Raw genomic sequence first — 25,815 nt, 5'->3', positions numbered from 1 at the left:
AGGGGCGGCATGTCCGAACGGGCGGCGGAACCGGGGGTCATGGCGCAGCCTCCAACGGCGGTCATCAGGGCGAGGGCGGCTGCCAGTGCAGGCGTGCGGATCATCGACAGTCCTTGATGGTGCGACCCCGCGGCGATGGATGCGCGCCGGGCCCGGTTTCGGTTCCAGCCGGGACAACGCCCCGGCGCACCGAAAAGATCAAGTCGCGGCTGGAGCCGGGGGCGCGTTGCGCGCCGTGAACAGCCGTCCGCGCTCCGCCATCAGCACGCACAGAAGGGCGGCGACGCCGAGCACGACGAAGCCGACCGCCATCGGAGCCGCCGAGCCGTTGAACTGCTGCCCGATCAGGAAGCCCAGCGTGGCTCCGCCGGTGGTCGAGATGAAGCCCTGGGCCGAGGACGCCGTGCCCGCGATATGGCCCATCGGCTCCATCGCCATGGAGCCGAAATTGCCGGCGATGAAACCGAAGCAGAACATCGTGAGGGCCTGCAGCACCGCGAAGGTCCAGATCGTCTCGTGGCCGCTGAGGGCGACGGACGCGTGGATGGCCGACATGGCGATGAAGCCCAGCAGGGCCGTGTGCGAGATCAGCCGCGAGCCCAGCCGCTCGACCAGCTTCGCGTTCAGCAGCGAGGCGACGGCGATGCCGCCCGCGACGGCGCCGAACACCAGGGTGAACAGATGCTCGGCGTTGAAGACGTCGAAGAAGATCTGCTGGCTGGAGTTGATGAAGCCGAACAGCGAGCCCGAGATCGCCGTCATGGCGAAGGTGTAGCCGATCGACTGGCGGTTGGTCAGGGCCTCGCGGAAGGCCCCTGCGATGCGGGCCACATTGATCGGCATCCGGTTCTCGGGGGCCAGGGTCTCCGGCAGGCGGATCAGGGCCCAGATCATGAAGGCCGCGCCGGCGATGGCGAGCACGCCGAACACCCACGGCCAGGGCGCGACCATCAGCACCGCCTGCCCCAGCGTCGGCGCCAGGATCGGGATGCCGAGGAACACGAGGAAGCTCAGCGACATCACCCGCGCCATAGTCCGCCCGGAATAGCGGTCGCGCACGATCGACACGGCCAGCACCCGCAGCGCCGCCGCGCCGATGCCGGTGCAGACGCGGGCGGCGATCAGCAGGCTGAAGGTGGGCGCCAGCGCCGCCAGCGCGCTGAATGCGACATAGAGGGACAGTCCCACCATCAGCACCGGCTTCCGCCCATAGCGGTCGGCCAGCGGCCCGTAGACGATCTGGGTGACGCCGAAGCCGAGCAGATAGGCGGTGATGACCCACTGTCGGTCGTTCTCGGCGGCCACGCCCAGCGCCTCGCCGATGGCGGGCAGGGCGGGCAGCATGGCGTCGATGGCCAGCGCGTTGAGCGCCATCATCATCGCGATCAGGGCGACGAACTCGGGGAAGCCCGGCCCCTTTACGGCGGCGGGAGCGGCGGGGGCGGGGGCGGTCATCGCGACCAGATGCGGGCGGCCACCCGTTGGCGCAACCAGAGGCGCGAAAAAGAACGCGTCGCCGCCGTCGAGCCGGACGTCTTGTGCTAGTCAGGCGCTGACGGAGATGACCATGACCGACTTTCTCATCACCCTGTTCCACAATTCCGCGTGCGGCACGTCGCGCAACGTTCTCGGCATGATCCGCAGCGCGGGCCACGAGCCGGAGGTGGTCGAGTACGCTGCGGCCGGCTGGACCGAAGACCAGCTTCGCGCCCTGTTCGCCGAGGCCGGGCTGACGCCGCGCGAGGCTCTGCGCGGCAAGGAAGCGGCCGTCGCCGCGCCGGAGCTGCTGGAGCCCGACGCCGCCGACGAGGACATCCTAGCCGCCATGGTCCGCCACCCCCTGCTCGTCGAGCGGCCCCTCGTGCGAACCCCCAAAGGCGCCGCCCTGTGCCGCCCGTCGGAACGGGTGTTCGACCTGCTGGACCATCGGCCGGAGCAGTTCGTCAAGGAGGACGGCGAGGTGGTGCGGCCGGTCCGCGCTTGAGCCCGAGCCACATTCCCTTCCTCCGTCCTTCCGGGGCCGCGCAGCGGAAACCGGAATCCAGGAGACCTGGCTCAGGCTGCGACGGCGGCGAAAGGAAGCGCCCGGTCACCTGGGTTCAGGGTTCCGGCCGCGGCTGCGCCGCGCTCTGCCCCGCAAAGACGAAGATGGTCAGTCCTAGTAGGCGAACTCGCGATAGCTTTCGCCGGGCCGCAGCGCCTCCGCCGTGTCCTCGGACACCGGGTTGAAGCGCAGCCAGCGGCGGGCGCGGTCGGGCAGGACGTCGAGCGTCTCGCGCGGCACGCGGATGGCCACCTCGGGCCGGTACAGCCAGCGGCGGCTGTAGCCGATCACCACCATGGGGCGCGGCTCATCGTTGGGGTTCGGCGTGCCGCGGTGGATGTGGCGCACGTCGCGGATCATCACGTCCCCCCGGTTCATCAGCATGGGGATCAGCGGCTCCTCACCGGTCTCGACCCGGCGCAAGCCTTCCTCCTTCGACAGCATGTGGGTGCCGGCGGCCATCTCCATTGGACCGTTGGCCTCGGTCACGTCCACCAGCGGGAAGTTGACCGCGAGCTGGTAGGGCGGCGACTCGGCGCCCGTCTCCGGGAACAGCAGCTGGGTGTCGCGGTGCAGGTCCTGATAGTCCGAACCCTTCATCGGCGTGTCGCTGGCCAGCTGGCACATCACGCCGTCGGCCCCGATCAGCTCCGAGACGATGGCCATGACCACGTCGTTGTCGATGATCCGCGGGTCGGCCCAGATGCCGTGGAACGGCAGGGTGACGTAGTAGCGGGCGGAGCCCCGGTTCGGATCGCCACCCTCCAGCGCGATCGCCTGCCGCAGCAGCGGCTGAAAGGCCGCGTTCCAGGCGTCGATGGTCTCGACCGGGAAGAGACCGCGGACAACGGTGGCGCTGGTCTCGCGCACCTCGTCGGCGTGGGCCTTGATCTGTTCGGGCGTCATATGGTGAAGCTCGTGGGAAAACAGCAGGATAACCCCGCTTTGTCCGCCGCCAAAGCGTAGCCGGAGACGCGCCTCGCTGGACACGCCCCATGCCCTCTGGGACAGTCGAAGATCACTCTGGAGCGCTTCATGGCCCTGTCCCGTCTGCTGCTTTCGACCCTCGCCCTGAGCCTTGCGTCCGCGGTGCTGGGGGCGGGCCCGGTCGCCGCCCAGACGCCCGCTCCGCCCCTGCTGGACCCCGCCGCCATCCGGCGAGACGTCGAGGTCCTGTCGAGCGACGCCTTCTATGGCCGAGGACCGGGCGAGGCCGGCGAGACGGCGACGCTCGACTATCTGGTGGCGCAGTTCAGCGCCGCGGGCCTTCAGCCGGGCGGCGAGAACGGCACATGGTTCCAGGACGTGGCGCTGACCCGCTACCATCGCGAAGGCGCAACCGTGTCGCTGGCGGTGGGCGGCGAGCCCGTTCCGGCGGCGCTGGCGACGGACGTCAGCGTCACCTCGATGCATGTGGGCGAGAACGCGATCACCAATGCGCCGCTCGTTTTCGTCGGCTTCGGCGTCGACGCGCCGGCGCTCGGCTACGACCAGTTCGGCGGCGTCGATCTGACCGGCAAGGTCGCGGTCTTCCTGATGAACGACCCCGACTACGCGTCGGACGAAGGCCCCTTCAACGGACGGAACCGGAGCCCGGCCGGCGGCCTCGGCGCCAAGAAACGGGCCGCCTTCGCCCGGGGCGCGGTCGCCGTGATGCAGATCCACCAGTTCGAGACCGCGAGCTGGCCGTTCCAGCAGATCAGCAACTCCGACCCGGACCACAAATTCGTCCGCGGCCCCGCGCCGGAGCGGGGAACGGACCTGACGGCCACCCTGCGTTGGGAAACGGCTTCGGCCCTGTTCCAGCGCGCCGGGCTCGACCTCGAGGCGTTGGCGTTGAGCGCAAGGACGCCGGCTTTCCAGGCGGTGGAGCTTCCCGGCGCGACGATGAGCGCCGCCTTCACCATCGTCGCGTCCCCCATGGTGACGCGCAACGTCGTCGCCATGCGGCCGGGCACGACCCGCGCCGACGAGACGGTCATCTACGGCGCCCATTGGGACGCCTACGGCATCGGTCCGGCCTATGAGGATGGCGACACCCTGCGGAACGGCGCAGTCGACAACGGCATCGGCACGGCGACCCTGCTTGAGATCGCCCGCGCCTACGCCGCCGCCCCGCCGCCGGAGCGGACGGTGCTGTTCATCGGCTACACCTCCGAGGAGGACGGCCTGCTCGGCGCCTATGAATATGCGCTGCGGCCGCTGCGGCCGCTGGAGACGACCGCCGCGGTGTTCAACCTCGATCCCCATCTGGCCCTGCCGATGACGCGGTCGCTGGAGCTGATCGGGGCGGGCCGCACCGGGCTGGAGGCCGACCTCGCGCGGGTCGCGGCGGTGCGCGGTCTGACGATCGAGCCGGAGCACAATCCGGCTGCCGGCTGGTACGGCCGGTCCGACCATTTCACCTTCGCCGAACAGGGGGTTCCAACGGTCTATTTCCGCGCCGGGAGCGACCTGGTCGAGGGCGGAGCCGAACGCGGCATGGCGATGATCGAGGCCTACAATAGCCGCGACTATCACCAACGCTCGGACGAGTTCGATCCGTCCTGGGACATGGTCGCGGCTGCCCAGGAAGGCACGGTCGCCTATCTCCTCGGGCGCGAGATCGCCGACAGCGGCCGCTGGCCGACCTGGAACGAGGGCGTGCCCTACCGTGCCCTTAGGGACGCCAGCGCGGCGTCGCGATCCGAATGAACGGTGGTGCGGGCGGCCGGGGTCGAACCGGCACTCCTTTCGGAACCGGATTTTGAGTCCGGCGCGTCTACCAATTCCACCACGCCCGCACAGGCCGTTGGGTCTTCCGGCAGGGCGGCTTGGTAGCGTGCGGCGTCGGATCAGGTCAATCGGACTTCATACGCACGAGCGATTGCGGCGCCCCTTGCGTTTCATCGAGGTGTAACGCATCTGGCGGAGATGACCTCCTCGCTTCCCGACCTCGCCATCGTCTATGAGCATCCGCAGTGGTTCGAGCCGCTGTTCGCGGCGCTGGGCCGACGCGGGGTGTCGTATGTGAAGACCCCTCTGGCCGGCCATGTCTTCGATCCCGCCGGGTCCCCGGCCCCAGCGCGGGTGGTGTTCAGCCGCGTGGCGATGTCGTCGTTCCTGCGCGAACCCGAGCATCCGATCTTCTACGCCCAAAGCCTGTTCGAGCACTGGGAAGGGCAGGGGACGCGGGTGATCAACGCCTCGGCCCTGCCCATCGACACTTCCAAGGCCCGGCAGCTCAGCCTGATCGCGCGGCTGGGCTATAAGGGGCCCGAGACGCGGGCCGCGCACCGTCAGGCGGACCTGCACAAGGCGGCCGAGGGCCTGCGCTTCCCCGTTCTGGTCAAGGCCGACATCGGCGGCTCGGGTTCGGGCATCGTCCGCTACGACACGCCGGAAGAACTGGCGGAGGCGGCACAGGCGGGGACCGCGCCGGCGGGGATCAACGGGATTTCTCTGGTGCAGGAGTACGCGCCGCGCGAGGGCGGGCGGATCATTCGGGTGGAGACGCTGGCGGGCCGGTATCTCTATGCGCTGGACGTCGAAAGCGCCGGTGACGCCTTCGATCTGTGTCCGGCCGACGTCTGCCTGATCGGCCCGGGATCGGCTGTCATGGGCATGACGCGGTTCGAGCCACCGGCCGAAATCATCGCCGCGGTAGAGGCCATCGTCGCGGCCGGGCAGGTCGAGATCGGCTCCGTCGAATATCTGATCGACGAACGTGACGGCACGGTGCGGTTCTACGACATCAACGCCCTGTCCAACTTCGTGGCGAAGCCGCTTGAGGTGCTGGGCTTCGATCCGCACGACAACCTGGTCGACTGGCTGGTCGGCGTCGTCGACGAAGAGAAGGCGAAGCACGCCAAGGGAGCGAACACATGAGGTACGGCTACTGGGCCCCGGTGTTCGGCGGCTGGTTGAGGAACGTCGACGACGAGCGCGAGGCGTCGTGGGAGAACCTGTCGCGGCTGGTCACGCGGTCGGAAGAGATCGGCTGGGACCTGACCCTGATCGCCGAACTGAACCTGAACGACATCAAGGGGATTGAGGCGCCCGCGCTGGACGCCTGGTCCAGCGCGGCGGCGCTGGCCGCGGTGACGAAGACCATCGAGCTGATGGTCGCGGTGCGGCCGAACTTCCATCAGCCGGCGCTGTTCGCCAAGGCGGCGGCGAACATCGACCGCATCTCCAATGGGCGGCTGGCGCTGAACGTCGTCTCGTCGTGGTGGGCCAAGGAGGCCGAAAGCTATGGCTTGCAGTTCGACCAGCACGACGACCGCTACGCCCGCACCACCGAATGGCTGCAGGTCGTCGACCGGTTGTGGACGCAGAAGCGAACGGATTTCGACGGCCGGTACTACACGCTGAAGGACGCCATCGTGGAGCCGAAGCCGACCTCGACCCCGGCGCGGCCCCGACCGGTGATCTACGCAGGCGGAGAGTCCGAGGCCGCCAAGACGCTGATCGCGCGCCACTGCGACGCCTATGTCATGCATGGCGACGAGCCGGAGCATATCGCCGCCAAGGTCGCCGACATGAAGGCGCGGCGAGAGAGTTTCGGCCTGCCGCCCATGTCCTTCGGCATGGCCGGCTATGCGGTGGTGCGTGACAGCCAGGCCGAGGCCGACCGCGAGCTGGAGCGGATCACCACCATCCCCGGACTGGCCGAAGGCAAGCCGCCGCCGGGGTTCGCCAATTTCGACCAATGGCTGTCAGGCACGGAACTCGAGCGCGAGCTGAAGATCCGCGAGTACAGCGTCTCCAACCGCGGCTTGCGCCCCGGCTTCGTCGGCACGCCCGAGCGGATCGCCGAGCGCATCGAGGCGTTCGAGGCGGCGGGGCTGGACCTGCTGCTGCTTCAGATGTCGCCACAGGAAGAAGAGATGGAGCGTTTCGCCGCGCAGGTTATCCGCCGGTAGAGCGGCGGGCTTCCCGCTCGCCCGCCGGTAGAGCGGCGGGCTTCCCGCTCGCGGCGCTCGGCCTCCCGGTTGTCCCGTCTGCGCTGGCGGTCCTCGGGCCGCTCGTAGCCCTGCACGACGAATGCGGTCTTGTAGGCGATCCGTCCGGTCGGTACGGGAGCCGAGGGATCGGCCAGGTTCCTCAGCCGCGCGCGACGGGCGGCGGTCAGCGCGGCCTCGCCGAAGCGGCCCTCACGCGGATGTTCGGATTCGATCTCGCAGGCCCTCAGCGTGCCGTCGGGATTGCTTATGCACGTCACCACGGCGAAGCCGCGCGCATAGGTGGTTCTCGGAAAGCGTGCCGCCGGGCGGGCAAGCCAGCCGAGGTTCGGCGGCACGCCGTCTTCCTCAAGCGCATCCAGCTCCGCGTCGCGAGGATCGACCAGCGGGCGCTCGCAGGTCGTCAGCGTCTGGTCGATCGAGCCCGACGAGGCGGGCAGTTGGACGTCGTACATCAGGTTGCGCCCATCGGCGGCCGCGTTGGGCACCAGCACCCGGAAGCGCCCGCCTTCGCGCAGCTTGCGAGCAAACGGCGCGGGCAGTTCGGCGACCGCCACCGTGTCCTCCGTCGCAACCGTCCAGCGGGTTTCGTGAAGCGGCTCGTCGCCGAAGGCGATCTTCAGCGGGCGCGACGCCGCCTCGCCGGCGGGCGGCAGGCCGGCGATGACAGCCTCAAAGCCGCCGTCGGCGCAGCGGGTGGCTATCGCGAGGCCGTTGTTGAACTGCACATGCGCCACCATCAGCCGGGTCCGCGCGTTATTGGTCAGGTCCCAGTCGGCGGCGGCGTCCTGCGCCAAGGCCGGGACGGCGATCACGCAGGCGAGCAGGGCGGAAAGCGAAGGCTTCATGGGCAATCCTGACGAGACGGGCGTCAACTTTGCCGAAGGTCCAGTCTTGAGGTCAACCGCGAAGGCGCGCTGGCGACCAACAGCAACGGCGCCCGAAGCGTGTCCAGTGACGGCCTAGGATACGCGGAACCGCACGGTGAAGATGATGACCTCGCCGGGCGCCGGACCGCCCTCGGTTGGTTCTGACAGCCTCGCGCTGGCGCTCGAACGCAGTGCGGCCCTGCCAAACCCGGCACGTCGGTCGCTCTCATGCTCGATCGTGCAGTCCGCCAGCCGCCCTTGTGGGGCGACCACGCAGCCTAAAACGACAAAGCCGCTCTCGATCCCCGCGCTGGCGGCCGCCTGCGGGAATTCGGGCCTCAAGAGGCTCCGCCAAAGGCTGGGGGGATAGGTCCGAGGCTGCACCCAGCGTGGAAGGCTGTCCCGCGCCTCATCAACTGGCGTGTCGCAGGCGTTGAGGACCTGCTCCACCGCCGCAGAGCCGGAGGGAAGTTCGAACTGGTACCGACGAAGCGCGCTGTCGTCGCCCGGCTCTACAGCCACAGCGACTTCCAGCCGGCCTTGCCGGCGGAGCTCCCGAGCCGTGCGGGCCGGCGTCGTGCTGAAGATCGTCCCGCCGTTGTTCAGCCAGTGCGCCGGCTCCGCCTTCGCGTCGCCGCGTCCGAGTTCCAGATAGCGGCTGACGCCCTCACGGGCCGGCAATCCCGCGATCATGACATCGAGCGTCCCGGCGGAGCAGCGCACGGCTATGGTCTGCCCACTGGAAAACGCACTGGAGGCTAGCGTCACCCGCCGCGCCGCGTCGACCGTCAGGTCCCAGTCGTCCAACGCCTGTTGCGCTAGCAGGGGGGACGCCGCCATGAGGCTGACGAGGCCGGAAAAGCGCGTCTGAGGCCTCAAACCGCCTCGACCGTCTGCTCGATCGCACCGAAGATCGAGTGGTGTTTCTCGTCCAACATCTCGATGCGGACCGTGTCGCCGGGCTTGAGGAAGGGCGTCTCGGCCTTGCCACGCAGGATGGTCTCGACGGTCCGCACCTCGGCGATGCAGGAATAGCCGAGGCCGCCTTCGCTGACCGGCTTGCCGGGGCCGCCGGCGGCGTCGCGGTTCGACACCGTGCCCGAGCCGATGATGGTGCCGGCGCAGAGGCTGCGGGTCTTGGCCAGATGCGCGATCAGCGTCCCGAAGTCGAAGGTCATGTCGACCCCGGCGTCGGCCTTGCCGAAGTCGGCGCCGTTCAACTGCACGCTCAGCTCGCCCTTGAGCTTGCCGTCGGCCCAGCGGTCCCCGAGCGCGTCCGGCGTGACGAACACCGGCGACAGGGCCGAGGCGGGCTTGGACTGGACGAAGCCGAAGCCCTTGGCCAGTTCGGCCGGGATCAGGTTCCGCAGGCTCACATCGTTGACCAGCCCGACCAGCCGGACGTGCGACAGCGCCTCCTCGCGCGACACGCCCTGCGGCACGTCGCCGGTGACGACCACGACCTCGGCCTCGAGGTCGCAGCCCCAGCTTTCATCGGCAAGCGGGATCGCGTCGCGGGGGGCGAGAAAGCCGTCCGAGCCGCCCTGATACATCAGCGGATCGGTCCAGAAGCTTTCCGGCATCTCGGCGTTGCGGGCCTGACGCACCAGGGCGACGTGGTTCACATAGGCCGAGCCGTCGGCCCACTGATAGGCGCGCGGCAGGGGCGCGGCCGCCTCGCGCTCGTGGAAGCGCCCGCGGGGCACGCCGCCGTGCTCCAGGCTCTCGGCCAGCGCCGTCAGGTCGGGCTCCAGCCGCTCCCAGTCGTCGAGCGCGGCCTGCAGCGTCGGCGCGATCAGGAAGGCGTCGGTGAACCAGTGCAGGTCGCTGGACACCAGAACGAGGCGGCCGTCGCGGCCATGCTTGAGGGAGGCGAGTTTCATGTCGTCAGGCTTAGGGGGTTTCTTCGCGGCTGGAAACGGGGGCTCGCCATCCTCGTCTTTCCGGGGCCGCGCAGCGGAACCCGGAACCCAGGAGACTGACCCCGCCCATGGAGGCGAGCCGGCGCCGCACCCGGACCCCTGGGTTCCGGGTTCCAGCCCAGCTACGCCGGTCCGGCCCCGGAAGGACGGAAGGGGACAGCGCGGCGTCTAACGCGGCGGCGTGATCAGCGCCTTCGCCTCCGCGCCCGTCCGGGCGCCGAGCTCGCGGACTTCGACCTCGACCGCGATCGAGCCTTCCGGCGCATGGGACCAGAGGTAGCGGCGCTCGATCTCGACCTCGCGGCCGGAAGGAGCGAAGCCGGTGAAGCTGTCGCCCCAAGGCGTGACCTTTTTCATGTCCGGCCACGGCAGGGCGCAGGCGGCGTCGAGCTCCTCGATGGCCATGGCGGACAGCTCGTCGTCGCTCACAGCCACCGGCGCACCTTCTGGCGATAGGCTTCGTAGTTCGCGCCGAACCGCGCGGCCAGGTAGCGCTCCTCGCGCTGGATGACGAAGCGGTCGACCACGGCGATGCAGGGCAGCAGCATCAGCAGGGCGACCCAGCTGTCCATGGCGATGGCGAGCCCGAGGTAGGTGACGGCGAAGCCGAGATAGATCGGGTTGCGGCTGAGGCGGTATGGCCCCTCGACGATCAGGGCCGTGGACGGCTTCCACGGTTCGACCGCCGTGCCGCGCCGCCGGAACAGCCCGGCCGCCATGCCGTCGAACAGCAGGCCGCCGACGATCAGGGTCAGCGCCACGGCGCGCCGCGCCTCGACCGTGAGGCCGAAACCGGCGGCCAGCCAGCCGAACCCCGCCTCGACCGCTCCGGGGTGGCCGCCCAGTCGGGCCAAGCCCCAGCCGAGGAACAGGAAGCCGAGGTAGATCAGCGGCGGCGGAGCGATGACACCGGGGATGTCGCGAGTCTGGCTCACGGACGGAGGTCTTCATCGCCGTAGATGGCGACGGCCGCGGGCCTGCTCGCGGAAACCGCCCCGCGGTACATGCCGGAGGTCGTCATGGCGAAGGCCGGACCGCCCTGCGCGTCCATCACGATAACGCCGCCGGAGCCGCCGAGCGACAGGGCGTCGTCCACCTCGGCCTGTCCGGCGACCTGAGCCGTCGAGCCCGCCGCGATGCGGGAGCAGATGTCGCGCGCGACCGAGGCGCGGATGTAATACTCGCCGTCGCCGGTCGCCGAGACGGCGCAGCCGTCGCGGTTGGAGGCGTAGGTTCCGGCGCCGAGCACCGGCACGTCCCCGACCCGGCCCCACCGCTTGGCGGTCATGCCGCCGGTCGAGGTGCCGGCGGCGAGGCGACCCTGGCTGTCCAGCGCCACCGCGCCGACGGTGCCGAACTTGCGCTCGTTCAGGGGTGGCTGCTGCAGATCGTTGGCCGCCTGAGGTCGGGGCGCGCCCGCCGGACGTTGCGGCACGGGCAGGTTCTGCGCCTGCAGGGCCCGCTCCAGCCCCTGCCAACGCCGCTCGGTGAAGAACCACGAGGGGTCGACCTGCTCAAGCCCCACCGACGCGGCGAAACTGTCCGCGCCCTCGCCGATCAGCATGACGTGCGGCGACCGTTCCATCACCGCGCGGGCCGCAGCGATCGGGTGCCGCGTCCGCGTCAGGCCGGCGACGGCGCCGGCGGTCAGGTCCGAGCCGTTCATGACCGCCGCGTCCAGTTCGTTGCGGCCGGCGGCGGTGAAGACCGCGCCGCGCCCGGCGTTGAACAGGGGGTCGTCCTCCATGATCTCGATCGCCGCCTGCACGGCGTCGAGCGCCGGACCGCCGGCGGCCAGCACGGCGGCGCCCGCGTCCAGCGCGCGCTTCAGGGCGGCGCGATAGGCGGCGTCCTGTTCGGCGCTCAGGTTCTCGCGCTCGATCACGCCCGCGCCGCCGTGGATGGCGAAGGACCAGCCCGGCGCATCCTGCGCGGCGGCGGGCGCGGCTCCGAACGCCAGGGCGAAGGCGGAGGCGAGGGCGGCGGAGGCGAGTCGGGCGAGCGTCATGGCGGACCTTTTCATGATGGCTCCAGCCTCGGCCAGACGGGCCCTCAACTCAAGGGGCCGCCGCAGCAGGGACAGCCGTCGCCTTCGACCCCGAAGAGCGCGCGGAGCCGATCGGGAATCAGGGCCGTGGCCGGTTGTTCCAGCCCGGGCGCGGTTCCACCCAGCGTCAGCACCCGATGGGACCGGGCGGCGAAGGGCAGGTGATGGGTGGAGGCGATGACGATCCGCCCCTCGTCGGCCAGCGTCCGCACCGCCGCCTCGACGGCCAGCCCATGGGCGGGGTCGAGGAGGGCCAGCGGTTCGTCGAGCAGGCACAGGGGCGCGTCCTGCAGGAACAGGCGGGCGATCAGCACCAGCTGCTGCTGGCCGCTGGACAGGCGGTCGAAGGGCCGGTCGGCGAGGTCGGCGGCGCCGAGACGGTCGAGGGCGGCGTGGGCCGCCTGCAAGTCTTCCGGAGAGAGGCCGGGCGACCACGGCCTTCGATTGGCCCGGGCCAGCGAGGTCAGGTGCAGGGCCGAGAAACCGGCCTGGACCGCGCCGGGCGGCGGCAGGTAGGCGGCGGCGGGCGCCGACATCGTACCTGATATCGGCGGCAGCAGGCCCCCGAGCGTCTTCAGCAGCGTCGTCTTGCCGGACCCGTTGGGCCCGATCAGGGCCACCACTTCGCCGGGCCTCACCGTCAGGTCGAGCGGCGGCAGGCGGAAGCCGGCCCGTCGCCCGGCGACCAGACCCTCGAGCCGCACCGCCGTCATGCACGCCTCGAGGTGAGGACGAACAGGATCAGGAAGGCCGGCGCGCCGATCGCGGCGGACAGCAGGCCGACAGGAATTTCCGCCGGGCCGAAGGCGGTCGCCAGCCGGTCGATCAGCAGGGCGAATAGGGCGCCGAGAGCCATCGAGGCGGGGATCAGGTCCTGGGCCCGCTCGCCGACGATCCGCCGGGCGGCGTGGGGGGCCAGCAGGCCGATCCAGCCCACTACCCCCGCGACGGCCACGGCGGCGGAGGTGATCAAGGCCGCCGCCGCCAGGGCGACCAGCCGCAGCGGCCGCGCCGGGAGCCCCAGCGACCGGGCCTGCTCGTCTCCCAAGGACAGGCCGTCTAGGCGGAAGCCGAGCCACAGCAGGATGGCCGTCCCCATGGCCACCGGGGCCACCGCGAACAACGCCTCCGACAGCGTCGCCCGGGTGAAGGAGCCAAGCAGCCAGTAGGTGATCGACGGCAGCTGCGAATAGGGCTCGGCGGCGGTCACGACGAGGCCCAGGCCGGCTGAGGCGAGGGCTCCCGCCACCACGCCGCAGAGGATCAGCGCCAGCCGCCCGTCGCCGCTTCGAGCCAGGGCGGCGCAGCCGATCGCCAGCGCCCCGGCGGCCAGTCCTCCGGCGAAGGCGGCGGTCTGGATCAGGGCCGCGCCCGCGCCCAGCAGCAGGGCCAGAGCCGCGCCGAAGCCGGCGCCCGACGACACGCCCAGCAGGTCGGGCGACGCCAGCGGGTTGCGGAACAGGATCTGGAACGCCGCCCCGGCGCCGGCCAAGGCCGCGCCGCAGGTCAGGGCCGCCAGCAGCCGGGGCCCGCGCAGCGACAGCGCCAGCTCAGCCCGCGCCGTTCCTTCGGTGAACAGGGCCGACAGCAGCTCGTTCGGCGGGGCCGCCAGAGGTCCCGTCCCCAGGGCCCCGAAGGCCCCGGCCAGCACGAGCAGGGCGAGCGCCAGGCGCCACAGGACGGCTCCGCGACGGCTCACTCGAGCCACCGCGGCTTCGCCGTCGCGGGCGGGTCGGCGCCGTAGAGCCCCAGGCTCAGCTCGGACAGCACGGCGGCCGAGCCGCCGGGGTCGGCGAGCCAGGCGCAGCCCAGCAGCCGGTTCAGCGACGGCGGTCGGTCGATCCAGCCGAACGGAACATCGGGCAACAGCAGGATGCGCCGCCGTCCGCCTCCGGGTCGGACGCGCCACGACGGCGACGCCGCGGCGGTGCGGGCGAAGGTGCGATCGAGGGTGACCAGCACCTCGGGGTCCCAGCTCGCCGCCTGCTCGCGCGTGACCCGCCCGATGTCGCGCGAGCCGACCGCCACATTGGTCCAGCCGGCGCCCTCCAGCACCTCAGTGGCGAGGGCGCCGCCGAACGCAGTCTCAAGGCCGTCCGCGCCCCGCGCATAGTAGAAGGAGGGTCCCGCCGGCGCCGCGCGCCAACGGTCCAGAACATCATCGGCCGCCGTCGCCAGCGCCGCGGCTCTCGCGCCTGCACCGAGCAGGGCCGACGCTTCGCGGACGGCCTCCGGCATGTTGGCCAGCGACCCGTCGATCAGCCGCCACTCAAGCCGGAGGCGGCGTCCCAGCCGATCGGCGAGCGCGCGGTTTTCGGGCGCGGTGTCCCCGTAGTCGATCACCATCCGGGCGCCCACCCCCGCCAGCGCCTCCAGGTGGGCGGGCCGTCCTCCGCCCGCGAGGGCGCCGAGCTCGGGCAGGTCGCCCGCGCCGGGGCCGAGCCCGGTCAGCGCCTCCGGCCCCGGCTTGCGCGGCCACCCCGCCAGCCGTTCACGCGCGACGGCCCAGATCAGCAGGGCGGCGGGTTGCCCTGCCGCCAGCACGTCGCCGGGTTCGCCCCTCGCCGGAGCCGAGCAGGCGGACAGCGCAAGCCCTGCGCCGATCCCCGTCAACGCCGCCCGTCGTGTCGTGCCCATCAAGTCAGTCGCGCCCCGCATCACGGCCATCCTGACGCAGCCCCGGTCGTGACGCCATCGAACGAATTTACCCTTGTCTCTTGTCCGGTCTTGCGCGCCGTGCTGCTTATGCGCCTTCGCGCATCAGGTGGGGCGCAGCAACAAGGGAGTGAGCCGTTGAACACGACGGTCGCAGGGAGCGCGCAGGATTTGCGCATCGGGCTTGACGCCCGACGAGCCGCGGGGGGCCGCGCATGAACATCGTCATTCTCCTGGGTCTGATCATCACCCTCGCCACCGGCGTCCCGGTGCTGATGCAGATACTCAAGAATCACCCGCGCGGACTGATCATCCTGTTCTTCGCCGAGATGTGGGAGCGCTTCTCCTACTACGGCATGCGCGGGATCCTGATCTTCTACCTGACCCAGCATTTCCTGTTCGACGACGCCACGGCGGCCTCGACCTACGGCTCCTACACCTCGCTGGTGTACCTGCTGCCGCTGGTCGGCGGCATCCTCGCGGACCGCTACATCGGCACCCGCAAGGCCATCGCCTTCGGCGCCCTGCTGCTGGTCGCGGGCCACAGCCTGATGGCCTATGAGGGGCGTCCGGCGACCGAGACCCTGACCTACGGCGGCGCCCAGTACGAAGTCGTCAGCGAAGGCCGCGGCGCCGACCGCGACGTCGGCATCATGGTCGACGGCCAGCGCTACGCCTTCACCGCGGCCGAGAGCGGCGGCCTGCAGCTGACCGGTCTGCCTGCGACCGCCAGCCTGCCCCCCGTCATGGAGCCGGGCACCTACGCCATGACGGCGACGCGCGACACCAGCGGGGTGAACAGCTTCTATCTCGCCCTCTCGCTGATCATCATGGGCGTCGGCTTCCTGAAGCCGAACATCTCGACCATCGTCGGACAACTCTACCCGCAGGGCGACCCGCGGCGGGATTCCGGCTTCACCCTCTACTATTACGGCATCAACCTCGGCGCCTTCTGGGCGGCGGTTCTGTGCGGCTATCTCGGCCAGACCGTCGGCTGGTGGGCCGGCTTCGGCCTGGCGGGCGTCGGCATGGCGCTCGGCTTCGTGGTCTTCGTACTCGGCAAGCCGCTGCTTCAGGGCAATGGGGAGCCGCCCAATCCGGCGCTGCTGAAACAGCCCCTGCTCGGCCCGGTGAACCGCGAATGGCTGATCTACATCCTCGCCATCCTCGGCGTCGGCGTGGTGTGGTTCATGGTCCAGCGCAACGCCCTGGTCGGCTCGGTGCTGGCTGTTTCCACCCTGCTGTCGCTGGCCTTCATCGTCTGGATCATCGCCAAGGTCTGCAAGACCATGGCCGAGCGCCAGCGCATGATGCTGGCCGTGGTGCTGATCTTCGGCGCGGTGGTCTTCTTCACCCTGTTCGAACAGGCCGGCACCTCGCTGAACCTGTTCGCCGACCGCAACGTGGACCTGACCATCGCCCCCACGGCCATGCAGTTCCTCGGCATCACCGTCGGCACGCCGGCCCAACTGGCGGCCGCGGGCATCACGCCCTCGGGCTTCTGGATCGACGCGACCATCACGGCCGCGCAGGTGCAGTCGTTCAACGCCGGCTTCATCCTCATCTTCGCCCCGATCTTCGCGGCGCTGTGGGCGTGGCTGGCCAGCCGCAAGATGGACCCGAACCCGACGATGAAGTTCGGTCTTGGCCTCGTGCAGGTCGGCCTCGGCTTCCTCGTGGTGGTCTGGGCCGCCGGCTCCGGCATGGTCAGCGAGGCCTTCCAGATGCCGCTAATCATCCTGGCGCTGCTGTACATGCTGCACACCACCGGCGAGCTGTTCCTCTCGCCCGTGGGCCTGTCGGAAATCACCAAGCTGTCGCTGCCCTCCGTGGTCAGCTTCATGATGGCGGTGTGGTTCCTGGCCAGCTCGATCGCCCAGTTCGTCGGCGGCAAGATCGCCGGCCTGATGGGCACCGAAACCGTGGGCGGTCAGGTGCTGGACCCGCAAGGGGCCCTCGCCACGTCGCTGGACGGCTTCGGCAAACTCGGCTGGTGGGGCGTCGGCATCGGCGTGGCCTTCATCCTGATCAGCTTCGTGATCAAGGGCTGGTCGCACGGCGCCAACGACGCGGACAACCACCCGGGACCGACGGTCACGGACCGCGGGCAGGAAGACGGCAACGTCGCCCGGCCGCACACCAGCACCCCGGGCTGATCGTCCGGCGCTGAAATGGAAAGGGCGGAGCCTCGCGGCTCCGCCCTTTTTCTTTTGGGCCGCCGACCGGGCGGCCTAGAGCGTCTTCCTGACCTGCACGAACAACCACGGGCTCATCCGGGTGCGCCGCACCTCGCGGAAGGCCAGCGGCGCCGTGTTCCGCGGGCCGGTGTAGATCTCCCGTTCATAGCCGAGCTGCCGGTCGGTGGCGTTGCCCAGATCGACCCGCACGGTCAGATCGCCGCGAGGCTTCCACTGGCCGTAGAGCGTCACGAACGGCTCCGCGTAGTTGCGGCGGATTTCGCGGACGCGGAAGGCCGTGCCCTTGTCGACGTTGCAGCCATGGTCGAAGCCGTACGACCAGCGGCCGCCCATGAGGTCGTGGTTGAAGCTCACGCCGCAGCCGAAGGCCTGATTGCCCTGGAAGCGGCGCTCCTCGCCGGTGACAGGGTCGACGACCGAGGTGCGCGCCCAGCTGCCCCGGGCCTGCAGACGGGCATTGGGGACGCCGAGGCGGTCCATCGGCAGGGTCAGCCTGACCTGGAAGAAGTCCGATGTTCCGTCGCCGATGTTTCCGACGCCGTCGAAGCCGCCGGCGAGCGGGATGACATCGACCACGTCCTCGATCTCGGCGTGGCTGTATGTCAGGTCGAGGACGCCCTCTTCCCAGAAGCGGCGTTCGTAGATGGCCTCGACCACCGTGGCGCGGCTCGGCTCCAGATCCGGGTTGCCGCCCTCGACCTGTCCGATGTCGATGTCGGCGGAGGCGACGAAATCCCCGAAGTCGAGCTGGCCGACCTCTCGCTCGGCGCGCAAGCGGAACTGGTGCCCCGCCCATGGGGTCCATGTCGCCTGAACCCGGGGCTTGGGGAACACGAAGGATTTGGAGTTGTCGCTGTCGCCTGACTGGCTGATCCGCGAAACCTCCACCCGGACCCCGGCCTCGAGCGTGAACTTCGGGCTGGCGCGCCATGTGGTCTGGCCGAACACCTCGCCCCGCATCTCCTCCACCCGAACCGACGCTGAGGGCAGGGGAATGGGCACGCCGTTCTCCTCATAGGCGGTCGCGCTGTCGAGGAAGTTGAAGGCCGCCTCGCCGCCGGTCTCGACCGCGAACCGGTCGTCGGGCCGGTAGCGCAGGGTCGCCCGAGCGATCGACTCGCCTGAGGTGGAGTCCGACGAAAAGATCGAACCACCCCCCGCGCCGGTCGAGACGCCCGTGTAGTCGTTGGTGGCGTAGCGCTGCAGGCCGGTCAGTTCGAGGCCGGTGCGGGGGCCGAGATCACGGCTCCAGTTGACGCCCAATTCACCGTTGATGGAGTCGGACTCCTCGTCGTTGAAGCTGTCGGACCCGGCGCCGGAGCGGATCAGCAGATCCTGCGAGTTCTCGTTGCCGAACCAGCCCAGCAGCCCGTTGACGCGCAGCAGGCCGCCGGCGACCCGGCGCTGGACGGCCGCCGTGCCGCGGACGTTGCGGATGCGATCCCACCGGACCAGGTCGGCGTCCTGGATCAGGTTCCCGGCGGGATCATAACGCCTGCGGAAGCCGTCGCCGGTGCCGTCCGTACGGTCGGTCGTGGCGCTGATGGAGCCTTCGATCCGGTTGTCGCCCTCGCGCCGCGAATACCGCGCCGAGATCAGCGGGCCGATATAGCCGTCGGGGTAGAAGTAGGCGTTGGCTTCCAGCACCCGCTCGGTCACGACCGTGCGCACCAGAATGACGTTCGCGACGACCGACTGTCCCTGCATGTCGATACCCGGCGCGCCGCCGCGGATGAGCTCGATCCGCGCCACGCCCGCCGCCGAGATGCGGCGCAGGATCTGGTCGAGGCTGTCGCTTTTGGTCGAAGGCCGCTGACCGTCGATCAGGACATTGCCCGCGGTTCCGGCCAGCCCGCGCGTGCCGCTGTCGCCGGAGTTCAGCCCGAAACCGGGCAGGCGGGCGATCATGTCCAGCGCGGTGTCGGGACGGGCGTCGGCGAAGAAGGCTGGTTCGTAGACCAGGACTCCCTGCTGGGCCTGCGCCGCGTCCGGGGCTGTCTGCCCGAATGTCGGTCCCGCCAGGAGCGAGATGGCCGCGGCGCTGAGCCAAAGGGTCTTGTTCATAGGCTTGGCTTCTCAAAGGGGCGGGAGCGTCCGGCCGGCTTGGTCAAAAGGTCTTGCGAAGTTGCAGCGACCAGAAGGTGCGGGGATTGACCTCGCGGGTCTCGACGTAGGCGACCGGCCGCGTGATCCGGTCGGCGAACTGGGTCCGGGTCTGCACGAATTCGTCCCAGTCGGTCATCTGCGCCCGCAGCGACAGCGTCGCCGTCGGCTTGTATTCGATGAAGGCCTGGAAGTAGTCGCCGCCCGCGCGCCAGAAGTTCGTGAAGTCGGGGTTGTAGGTGGGATTGCCCAAGCGGGTGAGCACGTTGACGCCCCACTGGATGTTCCAACTGGCGATGTCCTGGCTGACGCCGACGTTGGGCTGGCTCTTCCTCAGGTTCGAGACGCTTCGGACCTGGAGCGAGGTCGGATCGGTCACCTCGGTGTGGTTCCAGTCGTTCCGGAAGGTGAATCGCCCGCCGGTGAAGCCGAACCGATCCGCCGGCACCACAATGTTCAGCGACACCCGGTCGAGCGTGCCGTCGCCGATGTTGCCGACGGCCGACAGGCCGTTCTTCAGCGGGATCACGTCGATGAAGTTGCTGACCTCGTCGTGCCGGTAGCCGATGCTGAAGATCCCCTCGCCCCAGAACCGACGCTCATAGATGGCCTCTGCGATCCAGCGGGATTCCGGTTCGAGGTTCACGTTGCCGCCGAACAGGGTCTCGCCGGCGAGGTCGGATGAGGCGGCGAAGTCGCCGAAGTTCAACTGACCCACCTCGCGCTCCACCCGGAAGCGCAGCTGATGACTGGGGATGGGGGTCCAGGTCGCCTGCAGCCGCGGCTTGACGAAGTAGAAGCTCTTCTCCTGGCTGGCGTCGCCGGACTGGCTGATGGTCGACCCCTCGACACGCAGGCCACCCTCCAGGGTCAGATCGCTGCGCAGTCTCCAGGTGCCGCGGCCGAACAGCTGCCCCCGCGTCTCCTCGACCTTCACCGAGGCGGACGGCAGCGCGACGGGAGCGCCGTCGACGGTGAAGCTCTGGTTGGTCTCCAACATGTTGTAGGCGAGCTCGCCGCCCGTTTCGATCGTCGTGGAGGCCGAGCGTTCCCAGCGGGTCAGCCCTCGCAGGATCGTCTCGGAGGATGTTCCCTCGGCGGCGAACACCTGGTCGGCGGTCGGAACGCCGCCGACCTGCCCGCTGCTCGACGAAGTGTTGTCGAAATCGGAGCCGGTATGGATGAACCGGCCCTCCATGGTCAGGTCGTCCGCCAGGGGCCGGGTGAAAACGGCGCCGAGTTCCCGGCTCTTCGATTCGTTGACGGATTCGCTGTATCGCAGCGTGCCGGGAGCCGTCTGCTCGGTGATGTTGTGGAAGTCGTTGACCCCGACGCGCGCCGTAAGATCGACCTTGCCTCCGAAGACAGGCGAGGCGAAGTTTCCGCGGATGCCGGTGCCGCCGCCATACGCCTCGGTCCGGAGCGCCTCGTCCCGCAGCACCGTACCGTTCGGCGCGACCCTCAGAACCCGCCCGACGCCGCTGCCGTCGCTAAAGCTGATGCCGTCGCTGATGGTTACGCCCCAGGTCCGCTCGCCGGAACTGGCCGAGAACTGGTAGCTGCCGCTGAACAGATCACGGCCACCGTTAACGAGGTTGGCGTTAAGCTGGAGGATGGACTGGGTGGTGCTCTCGACGGTGGTGATCACGTTCACCACGACGGAATAGCCCTGCATGTCGATGCCGGGCGCCCCGCCGCGGATCACTTCGATCCGCTGCACCCGCGAGGCCAGCGTGCGCGAAAGCACCGACGATCCGGTGTCGTTCTTGGAGGCCGGGCGCGAGCCGTTGATCAGGATATTGCCCACCGACCCTTCGAAGCCGCGGCTGCCGTCGCCGTCCTGGACGCTGAAGCCGGGGACGCGGTTCACCATCTCCAGCGCCGTGTTCGGTCTCTGGTCGGCGAAGAAGGCGGGTTCGAAGACAAGCACGCCCTGCTGCGTTGCGTCCGCCGTGGGCGCCGTCGCCGCGGGCCCGGTAGGAACCGGGGTCTGGGCCGCGCTCGGCGACGGGGCGGTCTGGGCAGCCGCGCCGGAAGCGATCGCGCAGGCGGCTGCGCCGGCCATCAAACCAAGTCGTGTCATGAATCCTCTCCTCCTCGGCCCGGAACTTGCGGACGGCGACGGAGAGGCTCCAGTTACAAGCTGGACAGGTGGATTAATTCGCGGACAGGGTTGGGGCGCAAGAAAGGCCCGAGTTCGCAACGTCTTAGAATGCTGCTGGTATCTAGCGCGCTGACGCCGCCTGTGGCTCTGGGTCCGCACGTCTGCCGCGCACGGACGCGGCTGGAAGCTGCCCATCCGCCGTGCGGCTTCCCGCGCCCCCATGGCACGCGGCTTCGGCCGAGCGCCCCCGGCATGATTACAGATATGTCACTTCTGTAGCGACGGGGCGCGGTCTCTACTCGCGCCGAAAAGGTCATCGCATGAAACTCATTCCGGTCTGTCTATCCGGCGCGCTGATGGCGTGCTGTCTCCTGTCGGCGGGCGCGCCCCGCGCCCAGACGCCTCCGGCCGAGGATGCCTCCGCGCTGGACGACGTCGTCGTCACGGCCCGTCGCGCCGGGGCCCCCATGTGGACGGTCGAGCGGGGGGACAGCGTCGTCATCCTGATCGGCTCGATTTCAGGCGTGCCGGAGGACTACGACTGGAGGCCCCAGGCGCTCGAGGCGGCGACGCGCGAGTCACAGCGGATCCTGTACCCGATGGAGGCGCGCGCCTCGGCGGCGGACCTGCTGCGCATGATCTGGCGCATCCGCACCATCGCCCGGCTGCCCGCAGGAAAGACGATCGCGGATTATACGCCCCCTGACCTGCTGGTTCGGCTGGAAGCGCTGAAGGCCGGCGAACGGTCGCAGGCCTGGCGCACCGAGAGCCTGGTCGGCCTGAGCTTCGACCTGCTGCGGGAAGCGGGACGCGAGACGCGCGGCAGGGGCGCTCCGGAGGTGGTGCGCGGGGCGGCGCGGACGGCGCGTATTTCCGGCGAGCCGGTCGGGATCGTTCGCGGCGACGAACTGATCGACAACCTGATCACCCTGCCGCCCGAGACCTATCTGCCCTGCGTCGAAGCGGCCACCGCGGCGGCGGAAGCGGGTCCGGCGGGGGCGGCCGCGCGGCTGGATGCGTGGCGGAACCTGCGGGTGCCCGAGGTTCTGGCCAACCCTCTCGATGTCGCGCTGAACCTGTGCTGGCCCAGCGGAGATCCGGAGATCGCGCCGGTTCTGAGGACGGGCTGGGCTGATGCGGCCACCCGGGCGCTGGGCCAGCCGGGGGTCACGCTCGGCGTGGCGCCGTTGCGCATTCTCGCGGAGCCCGGCGGGGTGCTGGATCAACTTCAGGCGCAGGGGCTGAACCCGCGCGGACCGGCGTGGCGGTCCGCGACGACGCCGGGGTCCTAGACCGCCGTCCCGCCTACGGTCAGACCGGCGATCTTCAGGCTGGGCTGGCCGATGCCGACCGGCACGCCCTGGCCGCCCTTGCCGCAGACGCCGACGCCGGGGTCGAAGGCAAAGTCGTCGCCGATCATCTCGACCCGCTGCAGCGCCGTCGCGCCGTCGCCGATCAGGGTTGCCCCGCGCACGGGGGCGGTGATCCGGCCGTCCTCGATCAGATAGGCCTCGGTACACTGGAAGACGAACTTGCCGTTGGTGATGTCGACCTGCCCGCCGCCGAAGTTCGCGGCGTAGAGACCGCGCTTCGTCGACGCGATCATGTCGGCCTGCTTCGCCGATCCGCCTTCCATGAAGGTGTTGGTCATGCGCGGCATCGGCATATGGGCGAACGACTGCCGCCGCCCGTTGCCGGTGGCGTTCGCGCCGAGCTGACGCGCCGACAGCCGGTCATGCATCAAGCCGACCATGATCCCGTCCTCGATCAGCACCGTGCGCGAGGTCGGCGTGCCCTCGTCGTCCACGCTCAACGAGCCGCGCCGTCCGGCGATGGAGCCGTCGTCAACGACGGTTACGCCCGGGGCGGCCACGCGCTTGCCCATCATGCCGCTGAAGACCGAAGAGCCCTTGCGGTGGAAGTCGCCCTCGAAGCCGTGTCCGATGGCCTCGTGCAGCAGCACGCCGGGCCAGCCGGCGCCCAGCACCACGTCCATCTCTCCGGCGGGACAGTCGACGGCGTCGAGGTTGACCAGCGCCTGCCGCAGGGCCTCGTCGACTTGGGCCTTCCAGCGATCCGGCGCGATCCATTCCTCGAAACCGGCCCGCCCGCCGGCTCCGGCCGAGGCGCTTTCCCGGCGTCCGTCCTTCTCGACCGTCACCGAGACGTTGAAGCGCACCAACGGCCTCACGTCCCGCACCAGCCGTCCGTCTCCGCGCAGGATCTCGATCTGGCGACGCTCGCCGACGAGGCTGGCGGAGACCTGAACCACACGCGGATCGCGGGCGCGGGCCCAGGCGTCGATCTCGGACAGCAGGGCGATCTTGTCGGAAAAGGCGGGCGAGGCGAGGGGATCGACCGCGTCATAGAGCTGCTGGTTGGTGGCGCGCGGGGCCTCGGCGGTCGCCCCCGCGTGGCCGGACCGGGCCAGCGCGGCGCTGTCCGCCGCGCGGCGCAGGGCGGGGCCGCTGATCTCGTTGGCGTGCGCGTAGCCGGCGGTCTCCCCGGCGACGACGCGCAGGCCGAAGCCCTCGCTGGCGTCGTAAGCCGCGGACTTCAACCGCCCGTCGTCGAACACAAGCGATTCGCTCTCGGAGCGTTCGAGGAACAGTTCGCCGTCGTCGGCGCCGCCGAGGGCGCCTTGCAGGATCGACAGGGCTTCGTCGGAGCCGACGTCGGCGCTGTCGAGAATGGCGGGGGGCGATACGAGGACGGTCATGGTCCCTAAGTAGGAGCTGACCGCCCCCGCGTCACGGTCTTCTCCGAGGCTCAGTCCTGTTGGACGTCGCCAAAGCCGGAGATTCTCTGGGTCAGTTCCGCCGGCCGCTCTGTCAGGGTGACGTCGCCAGAGCCCGAAACATTGATCTCGGCCTTGCCGGTCGGAGCCACCCGGGCGTCGCCGAAGCCGCTGATATCGATAACCGCGTCCTTGGTCGTCAGGCCGTCGAGATCGGCCTCGCCAGACCCGGAGATGTCCAGCTTGAGAGCATCGGTCTGGCCCGAGGCTTCCACCCCGCCGAAGCCCGACAGAGCGAGTGTCAGCGCGGGCTGATCGTAGCCGACGATTTCGAGGTCGGCCGAGCTGCTGAGCTCGAAGGCGTTGATCGAGGGGGCCGTGACCGTGATCCTCAGGGTGTTGTCCCGCCCAATAACATTCCCGTTCTCGTCGAACCGGCGATTGGAGACGTTGAAGCTGACCATTTTCGAGTCGCCCTCGATGGTGAGGCGGTCACCGACGAGGCGAACCCGGTCCACCATCGTCTTCGGGCCGGTGACGCGGACGCCGGCCTCGGCGCCCTGGACATAGGTCACCTCGCCCGGGACATCGATCTCCAGCCGTTCGCCGCCGGTCCAGGCGATATTCCGGGTCACCGCGGGACCCCTGTCGCCGCGGCCGAAGTCAACGGTGTGGTTCTCGCCGTCGTCGTCCATGAAGGTCCATGTCCAGCCGTGGCGGGCCAGGTCGTTGCCGCCGATGGCCGCCGCGCCCGAGAGGGTGGCGACGCACAGCACGAGGGCGGCGCCGGCGATGATGAGAAGCGTGCGGATCATGATCTTGTCCTCCCTCAGAACTTGCCGTCGGCCTGAGCCTGGGGCTCAAGCGCGGGCTTCAGCAGCCGATAGTGCAGGCGGGCGTACCAGACGGTCGCATTGACCAGCAGGATGGTGAGCACGGCGGTCAGGGCGCCGACCACGGTCGCTCCGGCCATCATGCCGATGCCCGCGAGGATCGCTGTCGCGACGCCGCCGGGGAAGCCGGCCAACGGGCCCGCGATCATCACCGCGCCGCCGCCGATGAAGACGCCGATCGCGGCCATGAAGAAGCCGAACAGCACGCCCACGACCGTCATGAAGATCGGCAGCAGGATCAGCAGGTCGATGGCCCCCAGACCGAGCACGGCGAAGACGGCCCCGGCCGCGGCCGACGGGTTCTTCTCCTGGTGCCATCGCTGGGCGCCGGCCTCGGCGCGCAGCTCGCGGGCCAGACGGTCGGGGTCGCCCAGGGCGGCCGCGACCTCGGCTTCCGAGCGCCCGGCGGCGACGCCGTCCTCGAAATGGTTCTCGTAGTCCGAGGCGATGTCGGCCGCGGCCGCGGTCGGCATGCCGACCAGTCCCCTGCGAAGGCGGCCCATGAATTCGGCGCGCGTCATTGTACAGCTCCCTTGTCGGCCATGGCGTCATTAGGCGCGGCCGCGGCTTCCGCCGGCGCGTCCACGATGGATTCGACCGCGCGGGCGAAGGCGCGCCATTCGGAGGTCTGGGCCTCCAGGGCGCGACGTCCGCCGTCGGTCAGACGGTAGTATTTGCGCGACGGGCCGGACGCTGATTCGACGAGGTAGGTCTCGACCTGCCCCTCAGCCTGCATCCGCCGCATCAGCGGGTAGATCGTGCCTTCGCCCATGTCGATCGCGTCTGATAGGGTGGCGGCGATCTCGTAGGCGTAGCTGTCGTGCCGGTTCAGGAGCGCGAGGACGCAGAGCGTCAGCACTCCCTTCTTCAGCTGTATCTCGATTGTTTCGGGCACCGGGGCGTCCTCCTCTGATGCCAAAGACGTATCGCAAGGTATCTGGTGGCGCAAGGTAGCTGTTAAAACATGACGGCGATTTAATCCGGGGGCCGATGGACGCAGGGGCGGCCAATCTCTTGCTGATCGCTTGGCAAGCGTCAGAGGGGGCGATATGGACCCCGCAAGAACCGCCGCGGACCTCGATGTTCGCGGCGTGCGCCTGCGACAGCCTCGCAAGCGTCTGCGACGAAACGGTAATATGAGGATGTCTCGCATGGGGATGGGCACGCGGGCCCGGGCGTTGATCGGCGGCGGTTTCACCGCGCTGTGCCTGGCCGTATTCTCCGCCACGCCCAGCTGGGCGCAGGAACTGATCGGTCAGCCGACCGACGGCGCGCTCGGGCTTCAGCCGGCGGCGTCGCC

23 protein-coding genes and 1 tRNA gene are annotated in these 25,815 nt (G+C 69.8%); 6 read left to right on the top strand and 18 right to left on the bottom strand.

Annotated features, from left to right (window positions below):
* Positions 1-198 precede the first annotated feature (198 nt).
* Complete coding sequence (locus VGB60_RS02820; protein WP_331036764.1) at positions 199-1,455, bottom strand: multidrug effflux MFS transporter; 1,257 nt, start codon at positions 1,453-1,455, stop codon at positions 199-201.
* 106 nt (positions 1,456-1,561) lie between these two features.
* Here VGB60_RS02820 and arsC point away from each other — a divergent pair, with 106 nt between their 5' ends.
* Complete coding sequence (gene arsC, locus VGB60_RS02815) at positions 1,562-1,984, top strand: arsenate reductase (glutaredoxin) (RefSeq protein ID WP_331036763.1); 423 nt, start codon at positions 1,562-1,564, stop codon at positions 1,982-1,984.
* 174 nt (positions 1,985-2,158) lie between these two features.
* On the opposite strand, the gene VGB60_RS02810 is transcribed toward arsC, so the two are convergent.
* Positions 2,159-2,950, bottom strand: a complete 792-nt coding sequence (locus tag VGB60_RS02810; RefSeq protein WP_331036762.1) for a phytanoyl-CoA dioxygenase family protein — start codon at positions 2,948-2,950, stop codon at positions 2,159-2,161.
* Positions 2,951-3,079: 129 nt separating this feature from the next.
* Between VGB60_RS02810 and VGB60_RS02805 the strand changes: the two genes are divergently transcribed.
* Positions 3,080-4,738 (top strand): M28 family peptidase, encoded by a 1,659-nt coding sequence (locus tag VGB60_RS02805; RefSeq protein ID WP_331036761.1) that lies wholly within the window; start codon positions 3,080-3,082, stop codon positions 4,736-4,738.
* Between the two features lie 4 nt (positions 4,739-4,742).
* Here VGB60_RS02805 and VGB60_RS02800 read toward each other — a convergent pair.
* Positions 4,743-4,827, bottom strand: a tRNA-Leu gene (locus VGB60_RS02800).
* Positions 4,828-4,957: 130 nt separating this feature from the next.
* Here VGB60_RS02800 and VGB60_RS02795 point away from each other — a divergent pair.
* Both VGB60_RS02795 and VGB60_RS02790 read left to right on the top strand, forming a co-directional pair.
* The gene (locus tag VGB60_RS02795; protein ID WP_331036760.1) at positions 4,958-5,911 is read left to right on the top strand and encodes an alpha-L-glutamate ligase; all 954 of its coding nucleotides are present in this window, start codon (positions 4,958-4,960) and stop codon (positions 5,909-5,911) included.
* A complete protein-coding gene (locus VGB60_RS02790) occupies positions 5,908-6,948 on the top strand; it encodes an LLM class flavin-dependent oxidoreductase (protein ID WP_331036759.1) in 1,041 nt (346 codons plus the stop codon). Before VGB60_RS02795 ends, VGB60_RS02790 begins: the two co-directional genes overlap by 4 nt.
* Here the strand turns inward: VGB60_RS02790 and VGB60_RS02785 are convergent.
* The 9 genes from VGB60_RS02785 to VGB60_RS02745 form a co-directional block, all read right to left on the bottom strand.
* A complete protein-coding gene (locus VGB60_RS02785) occupies positions 6,888-7,835 on the bottom strand; it encodes a hypothetical protein (RefSeq protein WP_331036758.1) in 948 nt (315 codons plus the stop codon). The two genes, VGB60_RS02790 and VGB60_RS02785, sit on opposite strands and share 61 nt — an antisense overlap.
* A 114-nt stretch (positions 7,836-7,949) precedes the next feature.
* Positions 7,950-8,696 (bottom strand): TonB family protein, encoded by a 747-nt coding sequence (locus VGB60_RS02780; protein WP_331036757.1) that lies wholly within the window; start codon positions 8,694-8,696, stop codon positions 7,950-7,952.
* 35 nt (positions 8,697-8,731) lie between these two features.
* The gene (locus tag VGB60_RS02775; protein ID WP_331036756.1) at positions 8,732-9,739 is read right to left on the bottom strand and encodes a fumarylacetoacetate hydrolase family protein; all 1,008 of its coding nucleotides are present in this window, start codon (positions 9,737-9,739) and stop codon (positions 8,732-8,734) included.
* A 207-nt stretch (positions 9,740-9,946) separates the two neighbouring features.
* Positions 9,947-10,213, bottom strand: a complete 267-nt coding sequence (locus VGB60_RS02770; protein ID WP_331036755.1) for a hypothetical protein — start codon at positions 10,211-10,213, stop codon at positions 9,947-9,949.
* Positions 10,204-10,713, bottom strand: coding sequence for an isoprenylcysteine carboxylmethyltransferase family protein (locus VGB60_RS02765; protein ID WP_331036754.1), 510 nt, complete (start codon positions 10,711-10,713; stop codon positions 10,204-10,206). Before VGB60_RS02765 ends, VGB60_RS02770 begins: the two co-directional genes overlap by 10 nt.
* On the bottom strand, positions 10,710-11,801 hold the full coding sequence (locus tag VGB60_RS02760) for an isoaspartyl peptidase/L-asparaginase (RefSeq protein WP_331036753.1): 1,092 nt from the start codon (positions 11,799-11,801) through the stop codon (positions 10,710-10,712). The genes VGB60_RS02765 and VGB60_RS02760 overlap by 4 nt, the downstream gene beginning before the upstream one ends.
* A gap of 29 nt (positions 11,802-11,830) precedes the next feature.
* Complete coding sequence (locus tag VGB60_RS02755) at positions 11,831-12,538, bottom strand: ABC transporter ATP-binding protein (protein WP_331036752.1); 708 nt, start codon at positions 12,536-12,538, stop codon at positions 11,831-11,833.
* On the bottom strand, positions 12,535-13,524 hold the full coding sequence (locus tag VGB60_RS02750) for an iron ABC transporter permease (RefSeq protein WP_331036751.1): 990 nt from the start codon (positions 13,522-13,524) through the stop codon (positions 12,535-12,537). Before VGB60_RS02750 ends, VGB60_RS02755 begins: the two co-directional genes overlap by 4 nt.
* Positions 13,521-14,483, bottom strand: a complete 963-nt coding sequence (locus tag VGB60_RS02745) for a hypothetical protein (RefSeq protein ID WP_331036750.1) — start codon at positions 14,481-14,483, stop codon at positions 13,521-13,523. Before VGB60_RS02745 ends, VGB60_RS02750 begins: the two co-directional genes overlap by 4 nt.
* 212 nt (positions 14,484-14,695) lie before the next feature.
* Here VGB60_RS02745 and VGB60_RS02740 point away from each other — a divergent pair, with 212 nt between their 5' ends.
* Complete coding sequence (locus VGB60_RS02740; protein ID WP_331036749.1) at positions 14,696-16,636, top strand: oligopeptide:H+ symporter; 1,941 nt, start codon at positions 14,696-14,698, stop codon at positions 16,634-16,636.
* Between the two features lie 75 nt (positions 16,637-16,711).
* On the opposite strand, the gene VGB60_RS02735 is transcribed toward VGB60_RS02740, so the two are convergent.
* A complete protein-coding gene (locus VGB60_RS02735) occupies positions 16,712-18,742 on the bottom strand; it encodes a TonB-dependent receptor plug domain-containing protein (protein WP_331036748.1) in 2,031 nt (676 codons plus the stop codon).
* 43 nt (positions 18,743-18,785) lie between these two features.
* The gene (locus VGB60_RS02730) at positions 18,786-20,864 is read right to left on the bottom strand and encodes a TonB-dependent receptor plug domain-containing protein (RefSeq protein ID WP_331036747.1); all 2,079 of its coding nucleotides are present in this window, start codon (positions 20,862-20,864) and stop codon (positions 18,786-18,788) included.
* Positions 20,865-21,205: 341 nt separating this feature from the next.
* Here VGB60_RS02730 and VGB60_RS02725 point away from each other — a divergent pair, with 341 nt between their 5' ends.
* The gene (locus tag VGB60_RS02725) at positions 21,206-22,177 is read left to right on the top strand and encodes a TraB/GumN family protein (protein WP_331036746.1); all 972 of its coding nucleotides are present in this window, start codon (positions 21,206-21,208) and stop codon (positions 22,175-22,177) included.
* Here the strand turns inward: VGB60_RS02725 and tldD are convergent.
* Genes tldD through VGB60_RS02705 form a run of 4 tightly spaced genes read right to left on the bottom strand, consistent with a single transcriptional unit; the run spans position 22,174 to position 25,410 of the window.
* Positions 22,174-23,604 carry a metalloprotease TldD gene (gene tldD / locus VGB60_RS02720; RefSeq protein ID WP_331036745.1) on the bottom strand — a complete coding sequence of 477 codons (1,431 nt, stop codon included), beginning with the start codon at positions 23,602-23,604 and terminating at the stop codon, positions 22,174-22,176. The genes VGB60_RS02725 and tldD overlap by 4 nt on opposite strands.
* A 50-nt stretch (positions 23,605-23,654) precedes the next feature.
* Positions 23,655-24,437, bottom strand: coding sequence for a GIN domain-containing protein (locus VGB60_RS02715; protein WP_331036744.1), 783 nt, complete (start codon positions 24,435-24,437; stop codon positions 23,655-23,657).
* A 14-nt stretch (positions 24,438-24,451) separates the two neighbouring features.
* Complete coding sequence (locus tag VGB60_RS02710) at positions 24,452-25,036, bottom strand: DUF1700 domain-containing protein (RefSeq protein WP_331036743.1); 585 nt, start codon at positions 25,034-25,036, stop codon at positions 24,452-24,454.
* On the bottom strand, positions 25,033-25,410 hold the full coding sequence (locus tag VGB60_RS02705) for a PadR family transcriptional regulator (RefSeq protein ID WP_331036742.1): 378 nt from the start codon (positions 25,408-25,410) through the stop codon (positions 25,033-25,035). Before VGB60_RS02705 ends, VGB60_RS02710 begins: the two co-directional genes overlap by 4 nt.
* Positions 25,411-25,815: the final 405 nt, after the last annotated feature.

Source organism: Brevundimonas sp., from assembly GCF_036399195.1.
Taxonomy (GTDB): Bacteria; Pseudomonadota; Alphaproteobacteria; order Caulobacterales; family Caulobacteraceae; genus Brevundimonas.
Note: the sequence above shows the minus strand (reverse complement) of the source record. Positions and strands in the feature narration are given on the sequence as shown.

Coding starts and splice junctions, on each gene's coding strand:
- VGB60_RS02820 (WP_331036764.1), bottom strand. CDS start 1,455: ATGACCGCCCCCGCCCCCGCCGCTCCCGCCGCCGTAAAGGGGCCGGGC.
- arsC (WP_331036763.1), top strand. CDS start 1,562: ATGACCATGACCGACTTTCTCATCACCCTGTTCCACAATTCCGCGTGC.
- VGB60_RS02810 (WP_331036762.1), bottom strand. CDS start 2,950: ATGACGCCCGAACAGATCAAGGCCCACGCCGACGAGGTGCGCGAGACC.
- VGB60_RS02805 (WP_331036761.1), top strand. CDS start 3,080: ATGGCCCTGTCCCGTCTGCTGCTTTCGACCCTCGCCCTGAGCCTTGCG.
- VGB60_RS02795 (WP_331036760.1), top strand. CDS start 4,958: ATGACCTCCTCGCTTCCCGACCTCGCCATCGTCTATGAGCATCCGCAG.
- VGB60_RS02790 (WP_331036759.1), top strand. CDS start 5,908: ATGAGGTACGGCTACTGGGCCCCGGTGTTCGGCGGCTGGTTGAGGAAC.
- VGB60_RS02785 (WP_331036758.1), bottom strand. CDS start 7,835: ATGAAGCCTTCGCTTTCCGCCCTGCTCGCCTGCGTGATCGCCGTCCCG.
- VGB60_RS02780 (WP_331036757.1), bottom strand. CDS start 8,696: ATGGCGGCGTCCCCCCTGCTAGCGCAACAGGCGTTGGACGACTGGGAC.
- VGB60_RS02775 (WP_331036756.1), bottom strand. CDS start 9,739: ATGAAACTCGCCTCCCTCAAGCATGGCCGCGACGGCCGCCTCGTTCTG.
- VGB60_RS02760 (WP_331036753.1), bottom strand. CDS start 11,801: ATGAAAAGGTCCGCCATGACGCTCGCCCGACTCGCCTCCGCCGCCCTC.
- VGB60_RS02755 (WP_331036752.1), bottom strand. CDS start 12,538: ATGACGGCGGTGCGGCTCGAGGGTCTGGTCGCCGGGCGACGGGCCGGC.
- VGB60_RS02745 (WP_331036750.1), bottom strand. CDS start 14,483: ATGCGGGGCGCGACTGACTTGATGGGCACGACACGACGGGCGGCGTTG.
- VGB60_RS02740 (WP_331036749.1), top strand. CDS start 14,696: ATGAACATCGTCATTCTCCTGGGTCTGATCATCACCCTCGCCACCGGC.
- VGB60_RS02735 (WP_331036748.1), bottom strand. CDS start 18,742: ATGAACAAGACCCTTTGGCTCAGCGCCGCGGCCATCTCGCTCCTGGCG.
- VGB60_RS02730 (WP_331036747.1), bottom strand. CDS start 20,864: ATGACACGACTTGGTTTGATGGCCGGCGCAGCCGCCTGCGCGATCGCT.
- VGB60_RS02725 (WP_331036746.1), top strand. CDS start 21,206: ATGAAACTCATTCCGGTCTGTCTATCCGGCGCGCTGATGGCGTGCTGT.
- tldD (WP_331036745.1), bottom strand. CDS start 23,604: ATGACCGTCCTCGTATCGCCCCCCGCCATTCTCGACAGCGCCGACGTC.
- VGB60_RS02715 (WP_331036744.1), bottom strand. CDS start 24,437: ATGATCCGCACGCTTCTCATCATCGCCGGCGCCGCCCTCGTGCTGTGC.
- VGB60_RS02710 (WP_331036743.1), bottom strand. CDS start 25,036: ATGACGCGCGCCGAATTCATGGGCCGCCTTCGCAGGGGACTGGTCGGC.